Annotated in this window: 20 protein-coding genes and 1 other annotated feature; of the genes, 7 read left to right on the top strand and 13 right to left on the bottom strand. The window is 37.9% G+C overall.

Features of this window, described 5'->3' with window-relative positions; all coding sequences use genetic code 11:
• Nucleotides 1-59 precede the first annotated feature (59 nt).
• Together ytfJ and BN985_RS09360 are read right to left on the bottom strand one after the other, a co-directional pair.
• Complete coding sequence (gene ytfJ, locus BN985_RS09365; RefSeq protein ID WP_042223201.1) at nt 60-512, bottom strand: GerW family sporulation protein; 453 nt, start codon at nt 510-512, stop codon at nt 60-62.
• 14 nt (nt 513-526) lie between these two features.
• Nucleotides 527-1,114, bottom strand: coding sequence for a DUF2953 domain-containing protein (locus tag BN985_RS09360; protein ID WP_052360665.1), 588 nt, complete (start codon nt 1,112-1,114; stop codon nt 527-529).
• Between the two features lie 147 nt (nt 1,115-1,261).
• Here BN985_RS09360 and BN985_RS09355 point away from each other — a divergent pair, with 147 nt between their 5' ends.
• Nucleotides 1,262-2,062 (top strand): NAD kinase, encoded by an 801-nt coding sequence (locus BN985_RS09355; RefSeq protein ID WP_042223199.1) that lies wholly within the window; start codon nt 1,262-1,264, stop codon nt 2,060-2,062.
• 53 nt (nt 2,063-2,115) lie between these two features.
• Here BN985_RS09355 and BN985_RS09350 read toward each other — a convergent pair whose 3' ends face one another.
• The 6 genes from BN985_RS09350 to refZ form a co-directional block, all read right to left on the bottom strand.
• Nucleotides 2,116-3,720, bottom strand: a complete 1,605-nt coding sequence (locus BN985_RS09350) for an amidohydrolase (RefSeq protein WP_042223197.1) — start codon at nt 3,718-3,720, stop codon at nt 2,116-2,118.
• A gap of 180 nt (nt 3,721-3,900) precedes the next feature.
• A complete protein-coding gene (locus BN985_RS09345; RefSeq protein ID WP_036572074.1) occupies nt 3,901-4,101 on the bottom strand; it encodes an alpha/beta-type small acid-soluble spore protein in 201 nt (66 codons plus the stop codon).
• Between the two features lie 96 nt (nt 4,102-4,197).
• Nucleotides 4,198-5,400, bottom strand: coding sequence for a tRNA uracil 4-sulfurtransferase ThiI (gene thiI / locus BN985_RS09340; RefSeq protein WP_042223195.1), 1,203 nt, complete (start codon nt 5,398-5,400; stop codon nt 4,198-4,200).
• 6 nt (nt 5,401-5,406) lie between these two features.
• Complete coding sequence (locus tag BN985_RS09335; RefSeq protein WP_042223193.1) at nt 5,407-6,546, bottom strand: cysteine desulfurase family protein; 1,140 nt, start codon at nt 6,544-6,546, stop codon at nt 5,407-5,409.
• A 128-nt stretch (nt 6,547-6,674) separates the two neighbouring features.
• Nucleotides 6,675-8,366, bottom strand: a complete 1,692-nt coding sequence (gene ezrA, locus BN985_RS09330) for a septation ring formation regulator EzrA (protein WP_042223191.1) — start codon at nt 8,364-8,366, stop codon at nt 6,675-6,677.
• 211 nt (nt 8,367-8,577) lie between these two features.
• On the bottom strand, nt 8,578-9,210 hold the full coding sequence (refZ, locus tag BN985_RS09325) for a forespore capture DNA-binding protein RefZ (RefSeq protein ID WP_042223189.1): 633 nt from the start codon (nt 9,208-9,210) through the stop codon (nt 8,578-8,580).
• 125 nt (nt 9,211-9,335) lie between these two features.
• On the opposite strand from refZ, the gene BN985_RS09320 reads away from it, so the two are divergent.
• Nucleotides 9,336-9,821, top strand: a complete 486-nt coding sequence (locus tag BN985_RS09320) for a GAF domain-containing protein (protein WP_042223187.1) — start codon at nt 9,336-9,338, stop codon at nt 9,819-9,821.
• Nucleotides 9,822-9,898: 77 nt separating this feature from the next.
• Here BN985_RS09320 and BN985_RS09315 read toward each other — a convergent pair whose 3' ends face one another.
• On the bottom strand, nt 9,899-11,728 hold the full coding sequence (locus tag BN985_RS09315; protein ID WP_052360664.1) for a sensor domain-containing diguanylate cyclase: 1,830 nt from the start codon (nt 11,726-11,728) through the stop codon (nt 9,899-9,901).
• A gap of 338 nt (nt 11,729-12,066) precedes the next feature.
• Between BN985_RS09315 and rpsD the strand changes: the two genes are divergently transcribed.
• Nucleotides 12,067-12,669, top strand: a complete 603-nt coding sequence (gene rpsD / locus BN985_RS09310) for a 30S ribosomal protein S4 (protein ID WP_042223185.1) — start codon at nt 12,067-12,069, stop codon at nt 12,667-12,669.
• Between the two features lie 214 nt (nt 12,670-12,883).
• Here the strand turns inward: rpsD and tyrS are convergent, their stop codons facing one another.
• Nucleotides 12,884-14,155 carry a tyrosine--tRNA ligase gene (tyrS, locus tag BN985_RS09305; RefSeq protein ID WP_042223183.1) on the bottom strand — a complete coding sequence of 424 codons (1,272 nt, stop codon included), beginning with the start codon at nt 14,153-14,155 and terminating at the stop codon, nt 12,884-12,886.
• A 176-nt stretch (nt 14,156-14,331) separates the two neighbouring features.
• Nucleotides 14,332-14,545 (bottom strand) — a binding site (T-box leader).
• A gap of 117 nt (nt 14,546-14,662) precedes the next feature.
• Here tyrS and BN985_RS09300 point away from each other — a divergent pair.
• From BN985_RS09300 to BN985_RS09285, 4 genes are all read left to right on the top strand, one after another.
• Nucleotides 14,663-17,641, top strand: a complete 2,979-nt coding sequence (locus BN985_RS09300) for a transglycosylase domain-containing protein (RefSeq protein WP_042223182.1) — start codon at nt 14,663-14,665, stop codon at nt 17,639-17,641.
• A 272-nt stretch (nt 17,642-17,913) separates the two neighbouring features.
• Nucleotides 17,914-18,570 carry a GNAT family N-acetyltransferase gene (locus tag BN985_RS09295; RefSeq protein WP_042223179.1) on the top strand — a complete coding sequence of 219 codons (657 nt, stop codon included), beginning with the start codon at nt 17,914-17,916 and terminating at the stop codon, nt 18,568-18,570.
• Complete coding sequence (locus tag BN985_RS09290; RefSeq protein ID WP_042223176.1) at nt 18,571-19,224, top strand: acetoin utilization AcuB family protein; 654 nt, start codon at nt 18,571-18,573, stop codon at nt 19,222-19,224. It abuts the gene before it with no gap.
• Nucleotides 19,221-20,375 carry a histone deacetylase gene (locus BN985_RS09285; RefSeq protein WP_042223174.1) on the top strand — a complete coding sequence of 385 codons (1,155 nt, stop codon included), beginning with the start codon at nt 19,221-19,223 and terminating at the stop codon, nt 20,373-20,375. The genes BN985_RS09290 and BN985_RS09285 overlap by 4 nt, the downstream gene beginning before the upstream one ends.
• A gap of 32 nt (nt 20,376-20,407) precedes the next feature.
• Here BN985_RS09285 and motS read toward each other — a convergent pair whose 3' ends face one another.
• From motS to ccpA, 3 genes are all read right to left on the bottom strand, one after another.
• Nucleotides 20,408-21,190, bottom strand: coding sequence for a flagellar motor protein MotS (motS, locus tag BN985_RS09280; RefSeq protein ID WP_042223172.1), 783 nt, complete (start codon nt 21,188-21,190; stop codon nt 20,408-20,410).
• Entirely contained in the window at nt 21,180-22,004 is an 825-nt protein-coding gene (motP, locus tag BN985_RS09275; protein ID WP_042223170.1) for a flagellar motor protein MotP, read from the bottom strand. Before motP ends, motS begins: the two co-directional genes overlap by 11 nt.
• Before the next feature lie 72 nt (nt 22,005-22,076).
• Nucleotides 22,077-23,069 carry a catabolite control protein A gene (gene ccpA / locus BN985_RS09270; protein ID WP_042223168.1) on the bottom strand — a complete coding sequence of 331 codons (993 nt, stop codon included), beginning with the start codon at nt 23,067-23,069 and terminating at the stop codon, nt 22,077-22,079.
• Nucleotides 23,070-23,124 lie beyond the last annotated feature (55 nt).

Genomic DNA, 23,124 nt, shown 5'->3' with positions numbered 1-23,124 from the left:
GAATAAATTACTGAAAACCATTACATTCAATTAACTCTGTAAATTGAAAGCCCAACCATTTAAATGTCGTACTGTGACGGGGCCTCTTTTGACTTTTTTGACTGTTGTTCTTTCGGTTTCTTTCCTTGCGTGGAATCCTTAATAATTTGCTGAACCTTTTCGACTACCTGTGGAGCAAAATCAAGCATCTTTTCATAAATGTGGGTATTCTGGTCAAGGTGCACCATTTTGATTCCTCTTTCACTTACGATCAAAAATGCTACCGGTGTAATGGAAACACCACCACCACTACCACCACCAAATGGTAACTCTACATCACTATCTCCCTGTGATTTTCCAGCACTAAATTCACTACCACCAGCTGCAAAACCAAAGCCAAGCTTAGAAACTGGGATAATGACACTCCCATCAGGAGATTCGACTGGATCTCCAATAATAGTGTTTACTTCGATCATGTCCTTTAAATTTTCCATTGCAGTCGTCATTAATCCTTGAATTGGATGTTCTTCCATAGTTGAGTTGCCTCCTATACCTCTGTTTTAGGGTGAAATGAGATGTCTCCCTTTATTACTGTATTTCTAAATGTATGAACGAGAGCGTGAATAGCTTGCCCAATTCTTATAGATGCAATGCATTCTACCCTTGTATAAAAACATTGCTGCTGAAAATGAGGCACTACTTTTATAATTGGCTTGCATTTCATCGTACTGTTCTGCATCAAATAACAAACAATAACTCCTTTTATGGACCATACTCCACCCGCTACGAGTCCTGTACTACCAGCCTCGCTTGTCCCTCCCTCTGTATGCCAGACTAGCTTATGAAAGTGCATGCGATTCAATACCTTTTTCGCTGATTTACCAAGTTCCTTAAAAATATAAAATTCATTTTTTAAAATACCTCTCATTTTGGAAAAGGAAACATTGGAAGAAGCGTCCTGGGAGGAGTTTGGGTCTAAAGGTATTTTTTTGCGAAATAAACATATATGGAGCACATGGATCTGCAGCTCTAACCAATGATGATCCGTAGTATAGATAAGGTTAGCAGTTAGGTAGACCCGCGTAATTAGCACTAGTAAGATAAATAATATAATAGAAAGTATCGCCCAGATCATTAGAAACCTCATTTCACATTTGGTTAGCTATAACTATTTTGCTACACCTTTCCAATTTTACTCATAAACTGTCACTCTTTTTGGTTAATTTGTTATGAAATGGTATGATATATTTGTATTTAATCCGCATGGGAGGTATGGAAGGAAATGGAGCAGCGTAGAAATATCTTTTTTTACTACAAACAGGATGAGGAACTACAGAATAAACTAGAAGCATTATTTGACCTAGCAAAAGAAAACGGCTTCAATATTGTGGATGACGCAAAAAATGCAAATATTATTGTAAGTATTGGCGGAGATGGCATGTTCTTACAAGCCGTTCGAAAAACAGGATTCCGCGATGATTGCCTCTACACAGGTATCACTCGCTCTAACGAGTCTGGCCTGTATTGCGATTTTAATATGGATAACTTTGATGACATGCTAGATACGATGAGACATGCAGAAATGGAAGTACGCCGTTTCCCAGTTATCAATGTGGAAGTTAATGGCGAAACATATTTCGAATGTCTAAATGAGCTTAGTGTACGTTCTACATTAATCAAATCGATTGTAATGGATGTAAAAATTGACGATATGTATTTTGAAACCTTCAGGGGGGATGGCCTAATCATTGCCACGCCAACAGGTAGTACAGGCTATAACAAGTCAACGAACGGCGCAGTTATTGACCCTAAAATTCCTTGTTTTCAAGTATCTGAGCTAGCATCGATAAATAACAACCGATATCGGACACTTGGATCTTCTTTTGTACTTAACAGCGATAGGAAATTATCATTAGAGATTATACAAGATGGAAATGACTATCCTATTATCGGATTAGACAATGAAGCCTATTCTATTCGAAATATCCGTGATCTGAGCGTAACACTTAGTGACAAAGCAATAAAAACAGTGAAACTAAAAAACAATTCTTATTGGGATCGGGTAAAACGAACATTCTTGTAATATATTTTACTAAAATTAGCACCAAAATAATTCAAAAAAACAACCCCATTCTCCTATAACAGAGTGGGGTTGTTTTGGTAGACGATATCTCCATCGATCACTGTCTTAGCTATCGTGATTGCATGAATAGTTTCTGGATTCACCTGGAAAATATCTTCTTCAAGCACTGTAAAATCTGCGCTAAAACCTGTGGCAATTTTGCCTCTCGCTTCCTCTTGGTTAATGGCGTAGGCACTTCCTAACGTATATAGTTTTACAGCTTCAAACACACTTAAACATTGCTCAGCGCAATAAACCTTATGATCTATACCTGATTTCCTTGTTACAGCTGCCTCTATACCAAGTAATGGAGATACTTCCTCTATTGGTGCATCTGAACCTCCAGCACACTCCACACCTTCTCTTATCATGGTTTTCCATGCATAGGATAAAGCCAGTCGTTCATCACCTATTCTCTCTATCACCCAAGGGAAATCAGAAGAGACAAAGGATGGCTGGATGTCGACGACAACAGGAAGCTCTTTTAGCATGTCTAAAGAATGCTGATTCAAGATTTGTCCGTGTATAATTCTGTCTCTTGCTCCGTTTGTTAATGGATGCTTTTTTATGACATCTGTTATAGCATCAACAGCTTGATCTCCGATAGCATGGACGGCAATTGGTAGTTCATATCTTCGCGCCTCTTTAACAATTTCCTCTAGCTTTTCGTGGTTATGAATGGCTACACCTTTATTTCCTTTTTCATCAGCATATTCTTCTGTTAACCAGGCTGTTCTGCCACCGAGCGCACCATCAGAAAAAATTTTAACAGCACCTAATTCCACATATTCTGTTCCTCCAAGATAGCCAAGCCCTTCCTCAATCATATCTGCCATCACTTCATGATGAACAAGTAAATGTGCCTTGAATTTTCTATTTTCCCCATCTATAGCCTTTTTGAATGCCCCGTACGTTTTATTAAAACCACCATAATAATTTAAATCTTCACTATGCCCTCCTACTAACCCTTTAGACATGAGATCATCTGTCGCTATTTTGATAACCTGTTCAAGATAATCTTGTGAAACACCTGGCATCGCATCCTTTATAAGCTCTTGTGCTGTATCTAGAAAATAACCTGTGGTCTCTCCGAATTCATCCCTTACAATAATGCCGCCTTGTGGATCTGAAGTTTCCTCTGTTATTCCTGCTAGCTCCATTGCCTTCGTATTCGCCAGTATGGCATGCCTACAAACCCTAGATAACATCATGGGATTATGAGGACTGATACTATCAAGTACTTCTTTATGTATAATGGAAGGATCTTGCCACTGGTTTTCGTTCCACCCCTCACCAATTAGCCATTCACCTTCACTTAAATTAGCCGTACGATTATTCAGTGCTTCCACTACCTCTTCTGCTGACTTCATTTGAGATAAATCCAAACGAAGTAATTTTTCTCCATGGCCGATAATATGTAAATGACTATCAACGAGACCTGGAAGCATTGTCTTTCCCTGAAGGTTCTCTTCCCGTTCTATATAGGCTGAATAGCTATGATATAGCTTTTCATATGTTCCAACAGCCTTAATTACGCCTTCCTCCGTGTATACTGCTTCCACTGCTGTTCCTTCTTTTTCCATTGTGTAAATGTTCCCACCGAACCAAAGTACACCCATAGATGCTCTCCCTCTCTTGATATGTTTATTAAGTTCTACTTTAAGAAGAATATTTCAGTTTAGCAAGTAATATAGCTTTTTCTATCTAATTTTTAAAATTATTCTTTCTTTCATTTCGCCCAAAATTAAGGACTGCCCGATTCCGGACAGTCCAAACCATAAATTATAAAATTTTAATTGTTATTTCTGTCCGCCAAATTGCTGTTCAGCCATTTGTACAAGACGTTTTGTAATTTCTCCTCCAACAGAACCGTTGGCACGAGAAGTTGTATCAGCACCAAGTTGTACACCAAACTCACTAGCGATTTCAGTCTTCATTTGGTCCAACGCTTGTTGAACACCAGGAACTAATAATTGATTTGAAGAATTGTTACTTGCCATGTTAGTTCACCTCCCTTGGTAACTATAGAATGTGTTACTAGAAGGAAAACCATGCACGACTTTTACTGGTATATCTTAGAAGAAATTTAGTTTCCCCTAAAACAAATCTTCAAATGTTGGTTCTATCGTTGTTTCAGCAGTAATCTTAACTTTTTCTATTCCTGATACTGCTTCCTCTATTAGAGAAGAAAAATCCTTTGTTGATTCATAGTAGTTTGCTTTATCCCTTTTGGGTTTTGTTTTCGGAGCCTTTGGCACAAAGATAGTACAGCAATCCTCATAAGGTAAAATAGAGGTGTCGTACGTGCCAATTTGCTGAGAAATCGTTATTATATCTGATTTATCCATCGTAACGAGTGGACGGATAACAGGATAATTGGTCACTTCATTAATTGTATTCATACTTTCCATCGTTTGGCTTGCAACCTGACCTAGATTTTCTCCTGTCGTCATTGATAAAATGGACTCCTGCTCACATACTTTCTCGCTTATCCGCATCATCATACGTCGCATAATTGTCATGGCATATCCATCTGGAATTTCCTTGAATACTTCTTGTTGCAATTTTGTGAACGGAACGACATGGATATTAATCGAACCACCAAAAGCGGTTAGCTGTTTTGCTAAGTCCATTACCTTCTGTTTTGCACGGTCACTAGTAAAGGGTGGTGAATGAAAATGAATAGCTTCCAATTGAACTCCACGTTTCATTGCCAAATACCCGGCAACAGGGCTGTCAATACCGCCAGATAATAAAAGCAGTGACTTACCAGAAGTTCCTACAGGCAAGCCTCCAGGTCCTTTAACAACACTTGACGTAATATACGTTGCTTCTAGTCTAATCTCTACCTTAATTTCTAAATCAGGATTATGAACATCCACAGTATATCCTTCCGTATTGGATAAAAGATGTCCTCCTAGAACTTGGTTTAGGTCCTGAGAACGAATAGGAAAGTTCTTGTCTATTCGTTTAACTGTCACTTTAAACTTTTTAACGTCTTCACTGTTTTGCAGAGCAAAAAGAGCTGCTTCTTTCACTGCTTCAGGTTCATTTTTCACCTTTATTGCAAGGCTTAAACTTTGTATACCAAATATATCTTTACACTTCTCAATAATTGGTGTGGGTTCTTCCCCATTTAGAATAATGAACATTCTCCCCTGGGTACGTTTCACCTTTACTTTAGGAAAGGCTTTAAGCTTTTGCTGAACATTTTCCTGTAATTTCACAGTAAATTTTTTGATGTTTTTTCCTTTTAAAGCCATTTCGCCATAGCGAATTAATATGTGATCATATTCCATTATTATCTACTCCATTACCTTTTTAAATTGATTTATTGCCTTTTTTAGATTATCTATAAAGTGTTGAATCTCTTCTTTAGTAGTCTCAAACGATAAACTTACTCGTAAAGCAGAGATGGTTCGAGCGCGCGAGAAACCACATGCTGCTAAAATTTTACTTTCATCTGACTGTTTTGAAGAGCAAGCCGATTTAGTGGAAATAAAAATTTCCTTTTCAGCAAGCATATGAATGATTACTTCTGGTTTAATACCCGGCACAGAGAAATTAACAATATGTGGAGCTGCTTTTTCCGCAGTGTTTATGTCTACCTCAGAGATATCCTTCAAACGATGAAGAAGAAACGCTTGAACTTCATACAAATGGTCAAGCATTGATGTTTCTTTATCCTTAATGAGACGAAGTGCTTTCACTATGGAGACACTACCTGCCACATTTTCGGTACCAGAACGTAGATTACGCTCTTGTTCACCACCATGAAACAGGGGAAATAATGTAGTTCGATTATCTACATATAATATCCCTGTACCTTTAAGACCATTTATTTTATGACCGGAAATGGTACATAAATTAATGCCTGGATGTGATAGACTAAGTGGAACTTTTCCCAGTCCTTGTACATCATCCACATGGAAAAATATCTTTGGATAGGTTGCAGCAAGATCAGCTATTTCCTTTATTGGTTGAATACTACCTAATTCATTATTCACATGCATAACACTTATTAGGATGGTATCTTCTCTAATTGCTTTTTGAATATCTTTTACAGATACGACTCCAGATTGGTCAACTGGTAAGTACGTAACATCAAATCCGAGTGTTTCTAGGCTCTTACATGCCTCGAATACAGAGGGATGCTCAATCTCTGTTGTGATGACATGCTTCCCCCGTTGTTGATGCTGTAAGGCAATTCCTTTAATGGCCATGTTATTCCCCTCAGTTCCACCAGAGGTGAAGACCACTTCTTCCTGCCTCACCTTCAGCAGTTCCGCTGCTTGTTTTTTAGCCATATTTAACAATTTTTCAGCTTCCCCACCAAAAGGATGAATAGAAGAGGGATTTGCAAAGTAGTGGCTTGATATTTGTTCAAAACTTTTTAGCACCCCAGGGTCAGGCTTTGTTGTTGCACTATTATCTAAATAAATCATCTTACATACTCCTTACAGTGAAACATGTCGTAGTCTTTGTACGTTTAATCTTTTAAACACAGAAGAAAAGGATATTTTCTATAATATCCTTTTCTTCTTAATGAATATTTATTTAAAACTTCTTATTGTTAATTTGCAGTCAGTTGAAATTCTTCTATACGTTTCAATGCACCAGGCTCAATTTCTTCTATAGCCTTTGCTGCTTGCTCCAATGATAATTCATATTCATAGGAACGGAATAAACGTTCAGATTCAGTGAGCTTTGCGGCCAGTAATGGATATTGGCTGCGATAGCGATTTGCATATTGAATAACTTGTTCGGTAAGATAAGCTTGTTCTAGCATCATATCTGTTTGTTCTGCTACTTGCTCGACGGAGATTGCTGCATCGCTTAACGCTTGCTGTACTGCTGACATATCCAACGGTTGCTTTTCCAATGTCTTAATAACACGATTATTTTTCTCAGAAGCAGTCTCCATGGAATTCCAAATAAATGTCGGTATTCCAGGTACATTGCTCTTCTTTAATTTACGTTGTATATCATACAATTGGTTTCGCATTTCCGTCAACTTTTCTTTTGCCTCAAGCTCATCCTTACGAAGGTTTCGGATTCGCACCTTAAAGGCTTCATGGTTTTCTTTCATTCCCTCCAACTGAGAATACCCTTCTTCTACAAGGTCTCGTAGTTCAGAGTGTGACGTTTTGTCATTTGTAAGCTTTTCTGATAGTTCTTCAAGCTCTGAACTTAACTTTCCTATTGACTTTTCAAGAGACATATAACGTTCCATATCTCCATCTTCAAAGTGATAAGCTTTTCTTAATTGCTCTACTTCTGATTTCGTTTCTAGAAAAGCTTGATTCATATCTTCTACCGCCTGTTGATAACTCGGAACCTGTGTATCAAGATAGCTCTTTGCAAGTGCCTCTTTTTCCAGCAATTCATACATTTCCTTAATACGTTCGTCCATTTCTTCCATTATCTTATCGACTTCTTTTGTTTCGCCTTTTTCCATTGCTTCCACAGTACTTGCGAGTCGTTCTTGATATGTACGTATCTCTTTCTCAAATGCCAAATGCTCAACATGATAGCCCTCATTCTTCATTTCCTTAAGACCCGAAAATAATTGATCTAATTGTGCTGGTAGCTCATGTTTACATTTTTTAAAGTAAGTAGGAAATGCATCAAATTGTTCCTCTAATGAATGAATTTCGATCGTAAGCTCATCAACAATCTGTTTAGCTTCCATATAATCGCCAGCCTGTGTCAATTGTTCATAAACTATAGTCTTTTCCTGTAGTGTATCTAGCTCTTTGTCAAAATATTGTTCAGCCTTCCCAAATTGATAGCGATTTTGTGAAAGTGACTTTTTCATTGCTTTTATCTTAGGGCTTAAATCATCCATTTCTTTTCGGCTTTGTTCTTCTGATTCTAATAGATTATCTACTTCTTTAAGCAGCTTTTCGATGTTCGACTCGATCGTTTGCAAAATTTCTTCTACATTACTTAATGTCTTTTTAGCTTTAGAAAAGCGATACTTGTCTGCAGCTTCTTCTGCATCAAATAAATGTTCTTCAATATCAGGAAGTTCTTTTGTTAAGATATGCTCCCAGCGTTCCTTCCAGGATTCAAATTTTTCCTGTGTTTCGCCAGATAAGTTTAATGTCTTAATTCTTCCCAGCTGTGAGGCAATATTCCGTCCCATGATGTCCATTTTCCAAGCCTCGTAGCGGTCCACGAGATCATATACACGTTTTCTAAGAATAAGACCGATAATTATTAATGTGATGATAACTAGTACAATTCCTATGAAGTATGCCATAAATTGCCTCCTAACTATATTCCTATTTAAGAGGATGAAACATTGAAGAGCCTCTTGAAGAACAGGTAGCTTTTATAAAATCCGTTATTTTTTATGATAGTACTAATAATACCATGTTAGTAGTGTTTTTGGCTAAAAAAAAACAAATAATTTGCAGCTTCGACATATAATGCTTCATTTTTTATCATATTGTCATAGAAGAAACAGGTTTTTAGGGAGATGTTGTCTTGCCAGTAGGTTCTTTTGCGACAAAGTCGATCCAGTGATGAATACTCTTTACATATTTTTCAGCAAATTGTCTATGAGAGTATTGACCGATGACTTGATTTTTCCATTCATTATGTAATATATAAGGGGTGGTTAGCATTCCTTTAAACTGCATTAGTAAAAAACTGCGTTCCTCTGGGTCTGTTCTTTTATTAACAAGAATTACAGCTTCAAATGTCTTACTGACGTAGAAGTTTTCCTTTGCTAAATATGTTACCGCCATTTCCCTTACAAATACGGAATCTAGTGATAACTCTCGATGAATAAAACAGGAGAATTGATGATGCAATTGTTTATAATGTATAATAGTTGAAATTAACTCTTTCAATTGATCAAGTGCAGATAGCTGTTCTGTTTCGAGCAAAGCTTCTTCTATCGCTTTCAAATATGCTTCATAGTAATGGGAAACTGCGTATTCTAATAGGCCTTGCTTTCCTTTAAAATAGTAACTTATGAGCGACACGTTAACAGAAGCACGCTCTGCAATATCACGAACCGATGTACCGTGAAAGCCTTTTTGAAAGAACAGGGACGAGGCAGCGTCAATCACTTTTTGTTTTGATGTGTTTTGTTTCATCCTATTCAACTCCTTACATGTCCTTTACGACAAAGAGACGGGTTATCCTGCATTTTTTGCTCGACAAAATAATTAACGATGTCGAATTTACTGATTCAATAAACTATGATGAAAGGAGTGTGCATATGTTTCAATCAACAGCATACTCAGGAAAAAAAGAAAAGGACTACCAATTACTAATTAAACAGTTGGATGCTCTCAGTGAAGGTGAGCGTGATGCTACTGCTTTACTCGCAAATGCCTCTGCATTATTGAATCAATTTCTCTCAGATGTAAACTGGGTAGGATTCTATGTCTGGAAAGAAGACGAACTTGTATTAGGGCCTTTCCAAGGCTTACCAGCATGTATCCGTATCGGGTATGGAAAAGGAGTATGTGGTGCGGCTATTAAAGAAAAAGCGACTCAACGCATTGCAGATGTTCACGCTTTTCCTGGACATATTGCTTGTGATAGTGCTTCCAACTCGGAGATCGTTGTTCCCATTCTACTAAATGATAGTATTTATGGCGTACTTGACATAGATAGTCCTAATTTTGATCGTTTTGATGAACTGGATCAAACATATCTAGAACAGTTTGTTAGCGTTCTAGAAAAGCATTTAGCAGCTTGATAAGAATTTCTATTTTCAATCCGGTAAGATAAATAAAGCCGCTCGATCAATAAGATCGTGCGGCTTTTCGTGACAACTTACAGTGTTTTTCTATATTTTACAACACTGTTCTTTCCTGTGTTCTTCGCCTTATACAGCGCCTTATCAGCCCTGATAAAGAGCTCGCTTACTGTATCGCTTATTTCGTAATTCCATGAAGAAACGCCACAAGATAGCGTTACAGTTGGATGTGTATATTTCTCTACTTGACTTCGAATTATACCTGCAACTTGTACACCTTCATCAATAGCAAGGGTCGGCATATAGACAGCTAACTCTTCTCCACCCCACCTTGCCGCAATATCCTGTTTGCTAACAATACTAATAATGAGATTTGAGACCTGCTGGAGAACTTCGTCTCCGACATGGTGACCATACGTATCATTTATAGATTTAAAGTCATCTATATCAAAGAGTATTAAGGTTCCCTTCTCTCCTGTCTCCATATGACAAATTATTTGTTCTTCTAAATAATTGCGTGAATATAGCGAAGTTAGAAAATCTGTTATTACTGCCTTTTCAAGCTTTTCTTTTAAAATAGTATTAGTTAGTGCTAAGGCTGAATGCTGGATAAGTGTTTGCATTAGTTTAAACGTACTAAATGAAAAGAAATACGGTTCCTGGTGCATAATTACAACTAGACCATGTTCCGTGCCCGAATGGCTCATTGGAATAACCATTAGAGATCGGTAAGGGAAATCTTCTGTTTCATTATAATCACCTTTAAAAATCGGCTCCCCACTACACACGGGGTAATTTAGCAAGTATTCAGCGAATTCCTTTCCTTCGGCGGAATTAAAATATGCTGTGCTCCCTCCTAAAACGTCATACTTTTTTTCGTTTTTTTCATTATAATAAATAAATCCAACTTCGGTAGCGTGACAAACATCCATCACTTTATCTCTAACATGTCTAATTATTTCTTTCATTTCAAGATTCGAGTTTAATTTATGTGTTGCATCATTAATTAATTTTAGATCTGACACAAGTAGATTTGATTTTTCATATAGGGTTACATTTTCAATTGCCTTACCTGCTGTACTTGCGATTTGTGAAATAAAATCAACTTCTTTTTTTGGAAAATACATTCCTTTGTAACTAATCACCTGTAAAACACCGTAGACTCCTTGTTTTCCTATAAGTGGTGCATACAGAGCACAACACGCATCATCTAATTGTTTTTCTAACTGTACCTCTCCAGTTATAAATGCCATTGTACTTACACGCTTGGTTACACCATCACTGTACTCTATCTTTTTTACTGGGAGTCCCGAATCAACCTCCGTATCCTGTGAAAGTAATAGATTATAAGAAAGTTCTGGATATAGATTGGAAAGCCCATGAATGATCTCACTTAGTATTTTTTCCTTGGAAGTCATTGATAGTAACTGGGAAGTTAATTCAAACAAATACGCTCGGTTTCTGGTCATACGTACTCCATCTAATTGTAAGACAGAGATTAACTTCTCCGTCTCCACTTTAACCATTTCTAACGCTTCTTTCATTATAGGGAGCTTATGTTCAATACATAATATCGCTTTCGGACCATTTTTCGGTTCAAGGTCTATAAAGGATACTTGCTTTTCGGGTAATAGTTTGAGGTAAATCGTTTCTCCTGACATAAAGCCTTCTGATAATCTTTGTTTATCAAGAGGTACTTCCTTGGTAGCTCTTTCAAAATTACAAAGCTCGTATTCTCTCTGCCACTCGTTAAACATATAAAACTCTAAATTGGAAATAGGTAAGATCTCACTTATACATTCAGTAATGTGACAGAGTACAATAGCATCACTTTGCTCGAGGGGCTTTGTCACCAAATCAAAATACAAACTACGTAATCTGTCCACAAGCAACTCTGTTTTTTTCATAATATCACCTATTATCTTAATTTCGGTTAAGTTTGCAGTCTAATTTACTCTTTTTAATTATAAACGAACTAGTTCTATTTTCCTATCAAATAGTATGTGAATTTCATTTTCTAAATAAATGTTGACTTCTATACTTAGAAAAGATATACTATTCCTTGTGTAAAATAATAAAGTAGCCTATGTGAACCGACGCTTGAACCCATTTTGTTCCTCAAACTTTGAGGTGTATCGCGTAACTCTTAGCTGCTGGAGCGATGGTACATGAAAACAAAATGGACAACGTACAGGAACACGCTCACTTATTTTATGCAAATAAAATAAAAAGGAGGAAATGTCCTATGGCTCGTTTTACTGGATCAGTATGGAAAAAATCACGTCGTCTTGGCATTTCATTAACTGGAACTGGTAAGGAATTAGATAAACGTCCTTACGCTCCTGGTCAACATGGACCAAACCAACGCAGAAAAATCTCAGAATATGGGTTGCAACAACAAGAGAAGCAAAAACTTCGCTTTATGTATGGATTGAACGAACGTCAATTCCGTACTATGTTTGCTAAAGCTGGGAAAATGAAAGGTATTCATGGTGAAAACTTCATGATCCTTCTAGATTCTCGTCTTGATAATATCGTTTATCGTATGGGTCTTGCTCGTACTCGCAGACAAGCTCGTCAGCTTGTAAACCATGGTCACGTTACTGTAGATGGAGGACGTGTTGATATTCCATCATACCGTCTTAAACCAGGTCAAGTAGTTGGTTTACGTGAAAAATCCAAAAACCTAGATATCGTTAAAGAGGCTATGGAAGTAAACAACTTCGTACCTGAATATTTAACATTTGACGCTGATAAAATGGAAGGTACGTTCACTCGCTACCCTGAGCGTTCTGAACTTCCAGCTGAAATCAACGAAGCACTTATCGTTGAATTCTATTCTCGTTAATCTATTAAGTCTACAGGTTAACAAAAGAAATCCCCTTGAATTGTTGTTAAATCAACTTTTCAAGGGTTTTTTGTTTACATTTCCTTTTCGAGTAAAGGTTTTCCCAACGCTATTATCGATATTATCCTAACTTGAGAGTAATCATTATCCACCATAAGAAAAAGGAAGCTGCTGATAAGTCAGCAACCTCCGTGCATTTTTAAAGATATTCTTATTAACTGTAACGAATCAACGTATATTTCTTCTTACCTCTTCGTATGATTGTAAATTCATCCTCAATACGGTCATCTTGACCAACAGTGTACTGTAAGTCTTGTACTCTTTCCCCATTTATGTAAATGGCCCCGTTTTGAATATCTTCCCTTGCCTGTCTTTTTGAAGATGAGATTTTAGCTTGAACTAAAAAATCGATTAGTCCAACTTCTTCTTTTGATATATCGTGTGTTGGTACATCTTTAAATCCTTGTTTAATCTCTGCTGCAGATAGGTTCTTTAAATCCCCGCTGAATAAGGATGCGGAAATTTTCTTCGCCTGCTCCAATGCTTCTTGGCTATGAACGATAATCGTCATTTCTTCAGCAAGACGTTTCTGTGCTTCCCGTTTTTCTGGTTGAGTTTTTATTTCGTTTTCTAGCTGCTCCATTTCTTCTTCAGATAAAAAGGTGAAGTAGCGAAGGAATTTAATAACATCTCTGTCATCTGTATTTAACCAGAATTGGTAAAATTCATATGGAGACGTTTTTTCCGGGTCAAGCCACACTGCTCCACCAGCAGTTTTTCCGAACTTGGTACCATCCGCCTTCGTAATAAGTGGTACAGTCAAACCAAATACTTTCATCTCTTCTTCCTGGTTTTCACGCGAGCGACGAATAAGCTCCATTCCAGCTGTTATATTCCCCCACTGATCACTACCACCAATTTGTAGTGTACAGTTTTCCTGTTCATAAAGCTTTAAGAAGTCAAGTGACTGTAAGATCATATAGCTAAATTCTGTAAACGTAATCCCCTGCTCAATACGCGCCGAGACGGATTCCTTTGCAAGCATATAATTAATTCCAAAATGCTTCCCTGCATCTCGAAGAAAATCAATTACTGTCATGTTTGAGAGCCAGTCATGGTTATTTCTGGCTATAACAGGATTTTCTCCTTTATCAAAATCAAGCAATCCTGCAATTTGCTGCTTAATTTTTTCGCTGTATCCTTTTACGACCGAACTCTCATTAAGAGAGCGTTCGCTTGTTCTACCACTCGGATCTCCAATCATCCCTGTTCCACCACCTACTAGCGCGATAGGTCGGTGTCCTGCTTTTTGAAAACGTCTAAGCATGGTAATAGGTAGCAAATGCCCGATATGCAGACTATCTGCTGTCGGATCAAACCCGCAATAAAGTGTCACTTGCTTTTCGCTTAGCTGCTTTTCAAGTGCCTTCCGATCTGTTGTCTGATGAATTAATCCTCTTGTTTCTAAATCCTGCAAAATATCCATATTCGTCACACTCCATCAATAATCTAGATTAGAAAAACTCGCATCCACTCGTCTTTAAGCGAAAGTGTAAGTATTTCTTATACTTCGGTTTTCAAAATTTCAACTTCGTTGTCAATGCTTCCTAATTAAAATTTTATACTTTCCAAAGTGTAAAAACAAAAAACCCCTCCCTCTATAAAAGGGACGAGTTCTAAACGCGGTACCACCCTTGTTGCAAATTAAAATTTGCCACTTCGGATTGTTAACGATGATGTCACCGTTTTGATTGCTAAAAACAATCAAAATTGCTCCAGAATGTAATTTGCCTGCAAATGTTTCCCGACTTTCACCAACCGTCGGTTCTCTAAAAAAGGGATTTGCATGACTACTTCGTTCCTTCAAGGCAAATAATTATATAATTACTATTCATACCATACTTGTTTGAGAAAAGCAATGGAAGAATGAAAAATTCGTTACTCCCCCTCTATTAGTATGGTATAATAGAAGGGTATTTTAGGAGGTTTTGCGATGAATTGGAAACAACGGCTTCATCAATATAAAGGGAAAATTAAATCTTTTTGGAAATCAGGAAAACTTCAACGTTCTTCACGGATTTCCTATGACGTTGGATGGAATGTCTTGTTATTTTTCTTAATTATTGGCTTTATTGGTATGTTTTTTGCTGGTGGAGTAGCTGCAGGGTATTTTGCATCATTAGTTAAAGATGAGCCTGTTCTCCCTTATAAAACAATGCAACAGGATATTTATAATTATGAGGAGACATCCAAGCTATACTTTGCTGATAAAAAGTATTTTGGGGATGTTAGGTCGGACTTACATAGAGAAGAGGTAACTCTAGAAAATATCTCTCCAATCCTACTCAACGCCGTTATTGCCACAGAAGATGAAAACTTCGAAAAACATCAAGGTGTTGTGCCTAAGGCAATATTACGTGCTGTATTGCAGGAGGTTACAAATTCAGAGGTAAAAACCGGTGGTAGTACCTTGACACAACAGCTAATAAAAAATCAAATCTTGACTAACGAAGTGTCATTCGAAAGAAAAGCAAAAGAAATACTGCTTGCTTTACGATTGGAACGTTTTTTTGAAAAGGATGAGATCCTTGAAGCATACTTAAACATTGTACCGTATGGAAGAGACGCTTCAGGCAACAACATTGCTGGTGTACAAACTGCTGCACAGGGCATATTTGGGGTCAATGCAAAAGATGTTAATATTGCACAGGCTGCATATCTTGCAGGGCTACCGCAAAGTCCCTCAGCATATACTCCCTTCCTTAATGGTGGAGATGTAAAAGACAAAGACAGCTTGCAGCGAGGAATTAACCGTATGAAAACTGTACTTAATCGAATGCTTGAATCGGGTTATATCACACAGGAAGAATATGATGAAAGCATCGATTATGATATTGTAGCTGATTTTAGAGAAGCTTCCCCTTCCACTGTTGAGAAATATCCTTACTTAACATTCGAAGTGGAAAAAAAGGCAACAGAAGTTATTATGCTGCAACTTGCCGAGAAAGATGGCTACACTGAAGAAGACCTTGAGAAAGATAGTGATTTAAAGGAAGACTATCAAGTAAAGGCTGAAAGAAACTTACGAAAAAATGGTTACAATATTCACACAACCATCGATAAAGAAATCTATGAGGTCTTTCAGGATGTTGCTACAAAATATGAAAACTATGGCCCTACAGTGACTGTCAGAAGAGAAAATAGTGAAACTGGCGAAATGGAAGAAGTACAGGAAAGAGTTCAGACTGGTGGAATGCTTATTGAAAACAGTACTGGCAGAATCATCAGCTTTGTCGGTGGACGTGGTTATGATGAAAATAACAATATAAACTATATATCGGATAATGTGGTTCGTTCCAATGGTAGTACAATGAAACCTCTGTTAGATTATGCGCCAGCGATGGAAGAAGGAGTAATACAACCAGGTAGCGCCTTTGCTGATGTGAAAAAGCAAATCCCTGGCTGGCCAGCTGGGAAACCCGGAAACTACGGTGGTGGTTATCATGGTATCGTCTCTGCCAGAACCGCTTTGCAGCACTCGTATAATGTGCCTGCAGCAGAGATTTATTCTAAAATCATCGACCTGGATCCTGCAACTAAATACCTTGAGAAGATGGGTATCAGCACATTAACTGAAGAACAGCATGCTTATCCTACCCTATCAATTGGTACAGCAGATGTAACCATAGAGGAAAATATTAATGCATATGCTACCTTTGGTAATAACGGCAAATTTGCTGACGCGTATATGATTGAAAAGATAACAAATCAAGATGGCGATGTTGTTTATGAGCATGAAGCAGAACCAGTAGAAGTTTTCAGTCCGCAAACAACGTACTTAACCATAGATATGATGCGCGATGTCATTAATTCTGGAACAGCTGGATACCTGAAACCACAGCTATCAAACGGTAACGTGGACTGGGCAGGTAAAACGGGAACATCAAATGATTACAGAGATGCCTGGTTTGTTGCAACAAATCCAAACGTTACATTTGGTACTTGGATTGGATATGACCAACCACGTTCTATTAATAATGGTAGTACGAGTTATAGTCATCGAAACATTAAACTTTGGGCTGAACTGATCAATAGTGCAGCTGCAATTAATCCAGAGTTAGTAACACCTAGCGAAACATTCAAACGTCCAGATGGTATCGTGCAACGGAGTTATTGTGCGATTTCTGGAATGCTTCCATCTGACCTGTGCGAAAAAGCCGGATTGGTTAAATCAGATCTATTTAACGAGAAGTTTGTGCCTACTGAAAAAGATGATAGCCTAGTGAGTGGTACATCTGTAATCGTAAATGGCAAAGCAGTACTAGCAGGTCCAAATACTCCTGACGAATTTGTAACAGGGGATGGTCTAATGTTTAGTCCTGATTTTCTAAAAAGAAATGGTTATGATAAACTTTCAGACCTAACACAATTGTACCCTCGAACGGAGAGAGAAAAATGGGAAAAAATTGGGATCCCAGGAGCAGAAGTAGGAGATGCTATCGAGGATGACGGCAAAGCACCTTCCGCTCCAACCTCGTTAAGCAAATCTGGTAATAAACTGACTTGGAAAAAATCCGGGAGTAATGATGTAGTAGGCTATCGGGTATATCGTGCTACAGGTGCTGGAGGAAAGTTTAGCCGTATAGGAAGTACTACTGATACAAGTTATACCATTGGTGATGACGCTGCTGTCTACCATGTAAAAGCTGTTGACTATTTTGGCAGAGAATCCTCAGCCTCAAAGGAAATACTGGTCGGTGATACTTCTGAACCAGAACCCGAAACACCTGATACAGATGAAGAAAGCGATCGAACTAATGAGGAATCAAATAATGAAGGTAATGATAACGAAGAAAATGTAGATGAGCAACAAGAGGACGATAGCAATAATGAGGACGAAAATGAAAGCAGTGAAGAAGAGGAAAATAACCAAAATGAGAACGAGGAAGAAGAAAACGGTAGCGATAGCTAATCCTCTTCATCAACAAGCTGAGCGTGTTTGGAACTCCCTGGGAGATTCGAATTCGCTCAGCTTTTTTATGCATAACTGTGTAGGCTTACGCACGAGGGATTTTAATTTTTTCATTACAAAAAAATAAGTTTTACACTTTTCAAATTCAAAGCGGGACAATGTGAAACTGTACTTAGTGCGGTTCTTCCTGCCAGTTAAAGTGAGAAAAAAGTTCCTTTTTCTAGTATAATGAATGTAAGCGTATAAGTTTTACAGAATAGGTGGTGATTAAGTTGGAACATACAAAAACCTACCATGCTTTAAGCCGTGAAAGTAGTCAGGAGGAAAGGATTACGATTGAAGGTCCCCTATCTAGCGAAGAGCTAGGAAACTACCGCTTTCATGAACATCTCACTGCATTCAGACCTGCTCCAAATCAATTTGAAGCTTTAAAAAGTATTGCAGATTTTCTTGAAGGAAGAATTATTGTCGCTCGTAACGAGGATACGATTATCGGTTATGTCACCTATTTGCATCCTGATCCTTTAGAGCGATGGTCTGAATTTAAAATGGAGGATCTCCTTGAGCTTGGAGCCATTGAGGTAGTGCCATCATATCGAGGCGCTAAGGTAGCCTCAGGTTTGCTGGAGGTTTCCATGATGGATGACTATATGGAAAACTATATTATAATATCAACAGAATACTATTGGCACTGGGATTTAGATGGAACGAAACTTAGTATTTGGGACTACCGTAAGGTGATGGAAAAAATGATGGCTACAGGCGGACTTCTTCCTGCTCCAACAGATGATCCTGAAATTATATCACATCCGGCAAATTGCTTAATGGTAAGAATAGGCCAAAACGTATCGGAAGACTCCATCGAAACATTTGATAAACTTCGGTTTTTACAACGTCATCAATATCGAAATATGAGGGAGGGACTATAGATGCTAGTTGAGGAAATCATGAATAGAGATGTGATTACATTATCACCGGCAGATACAATTGAAAAAGCATTGCACATCATACAATTGAACCGTATTCGCCATATTCCAATTGTAGATAAAAATAAGGACGTAATTGGGATTATCTCTGACAGGGATATTCGCGATGCAGCTCCCTCCATATTTAAGAACAGTACACAAGCAATAGAATTGAAAAATGAGATTCACACCATAATGAGTAGTCCAGTAGTTACCGTTCATCCACTTGACTTTGTGGAAGAAATCGCAAGAATCTTTTATGATGAAGAATTTGCTTGTCTACCTGTAGTAAGAAAGGATAATAGACTTGTTGGCATTGTTACAGAAAAAGATATGCTGCAAACATTAATTCAGCTTACCGGCACAAATGTTCCTTCTTCCCATATCGAAGTTAGAGTGCCCCATAGACCAGGTATTCTTCCTGAAGTCACTTCTATATTTGGTAAAAGAAAAGTAAATATTGTTTCTGTTTTAGTGTACCCGTATAGAGACGATCCTAGCTACAAAATACTTGTTTTCCGAATTCAAACGATGAATCCCTTACCTGTAATTCAGGATTTGAGAGACGCAGGCTATGATTTAATGTGGCCTAATAATATCGCGGGGCCAAAACAATGAAATGTTCTGCAGGTTTCGTTTTCTCGGAAAATACACTAAACTACCATTTTCATGAAGATCATCCGCTAAACCAAAAACGTGTTATGCTAACAAAGGAACTACTCGAAGCTGCAAATCTACTACCATCACAATCGATTATATCTCCACGAATGGCAACCGAAGAGGAAATCGCACTTTTTCATGATATAGCATACATTCAAGCAGTTAAAAAAGCGGGCAAGTCTCAACTCTTAGAATCAGAAGCATTACAATTTGGTCTTGGAACGGAAGATACACCAATCTTTTCAAACATGCACGAAGCAGCAAGTTATGTTGTAGGCGGTACACTTACTGCAGTTGATGCAGTTATGCAAAACCAGACAATGCATGCCCTTCACTTAGGTGGCGGCTTACATCATGGATTTAAACGAAAAGCAGCTGGGTTTTGTATATATAACGATGGAGCGGTGGCAATAAAATACCTTCGTGAAAAATATGATTTAAGAGTGTTATATGTAGACACAGATGCTCATCATGGTGATGGTGTACAATGGGGTTTTTACGATGATCCAAATGTTTGCACCCTTTCCATCCACGAGACTGGTAGATACCTTTTTCCCGGAACCGGAAATGTGAATGAACGCGGAATAAAGCAAGGGCATGGCTATACATTTAATTTACCATTGGACGCTTTTACAGAGGACGATTCTTTTATCTCTGTTTATGATAGCGCTATCAAAGAAGTAGCAGAATTTTTTAGACCTGATATTATCGTGACACAAAACGGAGCTGATGCACATTGTTACGACCCATTAACCCATTTATGTAGTACAATGAAGACTTTTGAATACATCCCTAAGATAGCGCATGAAATTGCACATGACTATTGTGGCGGCAAATGGGTTGCACTTGGCGGTGGAGGGTATGATATGTGGCGGGTTGTACCGAGAGCATGGGGCCAACTATGGAATGTTATGCAAGAGGGGCAACACCTTACTGGCAAGCTTCCTAGTAGCTGGTTGAAACAATGGAGTGAAGAAGCACCTACCACCCTTCCAGAATACTGGCAGGACGACAAAGAAATTGTATCTATTCCTCGTAAGGAAGAAATTACTGAAAAAAATAAAAAGCTTTTACAAAGCATGTTGAAGTATACAAAAAAGATAATGTAAATACTTTAATTGACATAGAAATAGGGAGATGCTTATTCATCATCTCCCTTACTTTCTTCTAATATTACAATTTCTACACGACGGTTTTTTGCCCAGTTCTCTTCGGACGTATTATCGACAATAGGCCTCGTATCTCCATAACCTACCGAAGTAAAGCGTGATTCGTCGAAGTCATATTCTTCTATTAAATAACGAATAACACTGCTTGCCCTTGCACTAGAAAGTTCCCAGTTAGATGGATATCTAAAGCTCTCTATCGGTCTATCATCTGTATGTCCTTCTACTTTAACATTGTTCGGAAGACTGTCTAACATGGAAGCAATTTTTGTTAAAAAAGGTTGCCCTCTCTCCAGTATTTCTGCTTCTCCTGAATTAAAAAATATACTTTCTTGTAGTACAAGAACTACTCCTTGCTCTGTACGGTTAGCTGAAATTACATTGTTTAATTCATTTTCTTCTAAGTATTTTTCAACATTTTCCATAAGATTGTCTAAGGAATCCTGTCGGGTTGTATCATCATCATCGGTTTTATTTTCCAACTGTGTGGGATTCTCAAATTCATTGGAATTCTTTCCACTTTCCTCGTCTCGTGTATGTTCTGTAGGATTTTCCATAGGAACGGGAGAGGGATAAAAGTCAAATATCATCCGATTGCGAAATGATTCTGAGATCGCTTCAAATTTGACTGAGTCAATTTGCGACATGGAAAATAGCAGAATAAAAAACACAAGGATTAAGGTTACCATGTCTGAATATGTAACCATCCATTTCGGTGCACCTTTGTTTTTGCTCCGTCTTATCTGCCTACGCTTCATTGACTCTCTCTCCTACAAATCCTGGATCTTCAACAGCTGCCTGCTTGTTCTTGATATCACTGGAAAGAAATGCAGATAGTTTTTCTTCGAGAATACGTGGATTTTGTCCAGACTGAACACCCATAACCCCTTCAATAATAACCTGTTTGATAAAAACTTCTTCTTCTGTCTTGCTCTCTAATTTATTTGCCATAGGAACGAAAACTAAATTTGCTAAGACAGTACCATATAAGGTTGTAAGGAGAGCGACAGCCATACTCGGACCTAGACTGGCAGGGTCTTGTAAATTATTTAGCATAAGCACTAGACCTACTAGGGTACCAATCATTCCCCAAGCCGGTGCATACTCCCCAGCTTTTTCTATTAGATTTCTTCCTTTATAGTGCCTGTCCTCCATTGCCGTTATTTCCGCGTTCATAATATCGCTGATCACTTCTGGTTCCATCCCATCAACAGCTAGTAGCACCCCTTTTTTTACAAAAGGCTCTTCTACTTCTTCCAGTCCATTTTCCAAAGCTAGGATCCCTTCCCGACGGGCTCGCTCGGATAATCTTATAAACATATTGATTAATTCATGAAGACGCTGATCCTTCTTGTGAAAGGCCTCACTAATAATTTTTCTAGTAAGTTTTATTTCCTCCATTTTAAAATTAATCAGCATGGACGCAACTAAACCGCCGATTACAATAAAGATAGACGAAACATCCAAGAATAATGCAGCGCCGCTTGTACCACCTTTTGACATGATTGCAAGCATGATCATGATAAAACCTAACGTGATGCCGATAGGAGTTAATATATCGCGTTTTCTCATATTCTCTCTCCTCAAAGTCACTATGGAATAAGGGAATGAAGATTCTCTCTATTCTTTATATCGGCATCTTTTTTACTTTGTTGAGTTTCTTTTTTCAACTCGGTGTGGCAACACAACTTTTTTATCTTCTACTTCTTCTTTATTCATAAACTTCGTCAATAAACGCATTGCTACAGCCCCAATATCATACATTGGCTGTACGATTGTAGATAAGGTTGGTCTTACCATTGTAGATAGTCTCGTATTATCAAACCCAAAGACCTCTATATCTTCTGGTACGTTGTATCCTTTATCTTGTGCGCCATGGATGACACCAAGTGCCATTTCATCGGAAGCTACAAAAATAGAGGTTGGCTTTTTGTCCAGTGCAAGCAGTTGATTAACGGCATCAATTCCTGAGTCATAAGAATAGTCTCCTTTTACCACGAGCGATTCATCTAACTCTACGGATGCTTCTTTTAAGGCCTTCTTGTAGCCAGTGTATTTAAGAAGGTTAATATGTGAATCTTCTTGGCCTGAAACAAAAGCAGGTAAGCTATCTCGTTCAAGCAAGTATTTAGTTGCTTCATAAGCTGCTTCTTCATAATTAATGTTGACTGATGGAATCTCTCCACCTTCATCATAGGTAGCAGCCAATACCACTGGTACAGAAGATGTTTTAAATTGTTGCACATGCTCTTCGGAAATATCTCCACCCATGAAAATAATTCCGTCTACCTGTTTCTCTAGCATCGTATTAATTAAGCCTAATTCCTTTTCTTTATTTTGATCGGAGTTGCTTAATATAATATTATATTTATACATGGTGGCAATATCTTCTATTCCTCGAGCCAGCTCAGCAAAGAAGATACTTGAAATATCGGGGATAATAGCACCGACAGTAGTTGTTTTTTTACTTGCTAGTCCTCTTGCTACAGCGTTTGGACGGTAACCAAGACGCTCTATTGTTGCAAGCACTTTTTTCCTTGTGGTAGGTTTCACATTCGGATTCCCGTTTACGACACGAGATACTGTTGCCATAGAGACGTTTGCTTCTCTCGCTACATCATATATTGTAATATTCAATTTCATTTACCTCCTAATTAACTATACATCCTATATTTTTTTATCATACTCTACA

It is taken from the genome of Oceanobacillus manasiensis (assembly GCF_000724085.1).
GTDB lineage: Bacteria > Bacillota > Bacilli > Bacillales > Amphibacillaceae > Oceanobacillus_B > Oceanobacillus_B manasiensis.
The sequence above is the reverse complement of the archived record's forward strand: the minus strand, read 5'-3'. Positions and strand labels throughout refer to the sequence as shown.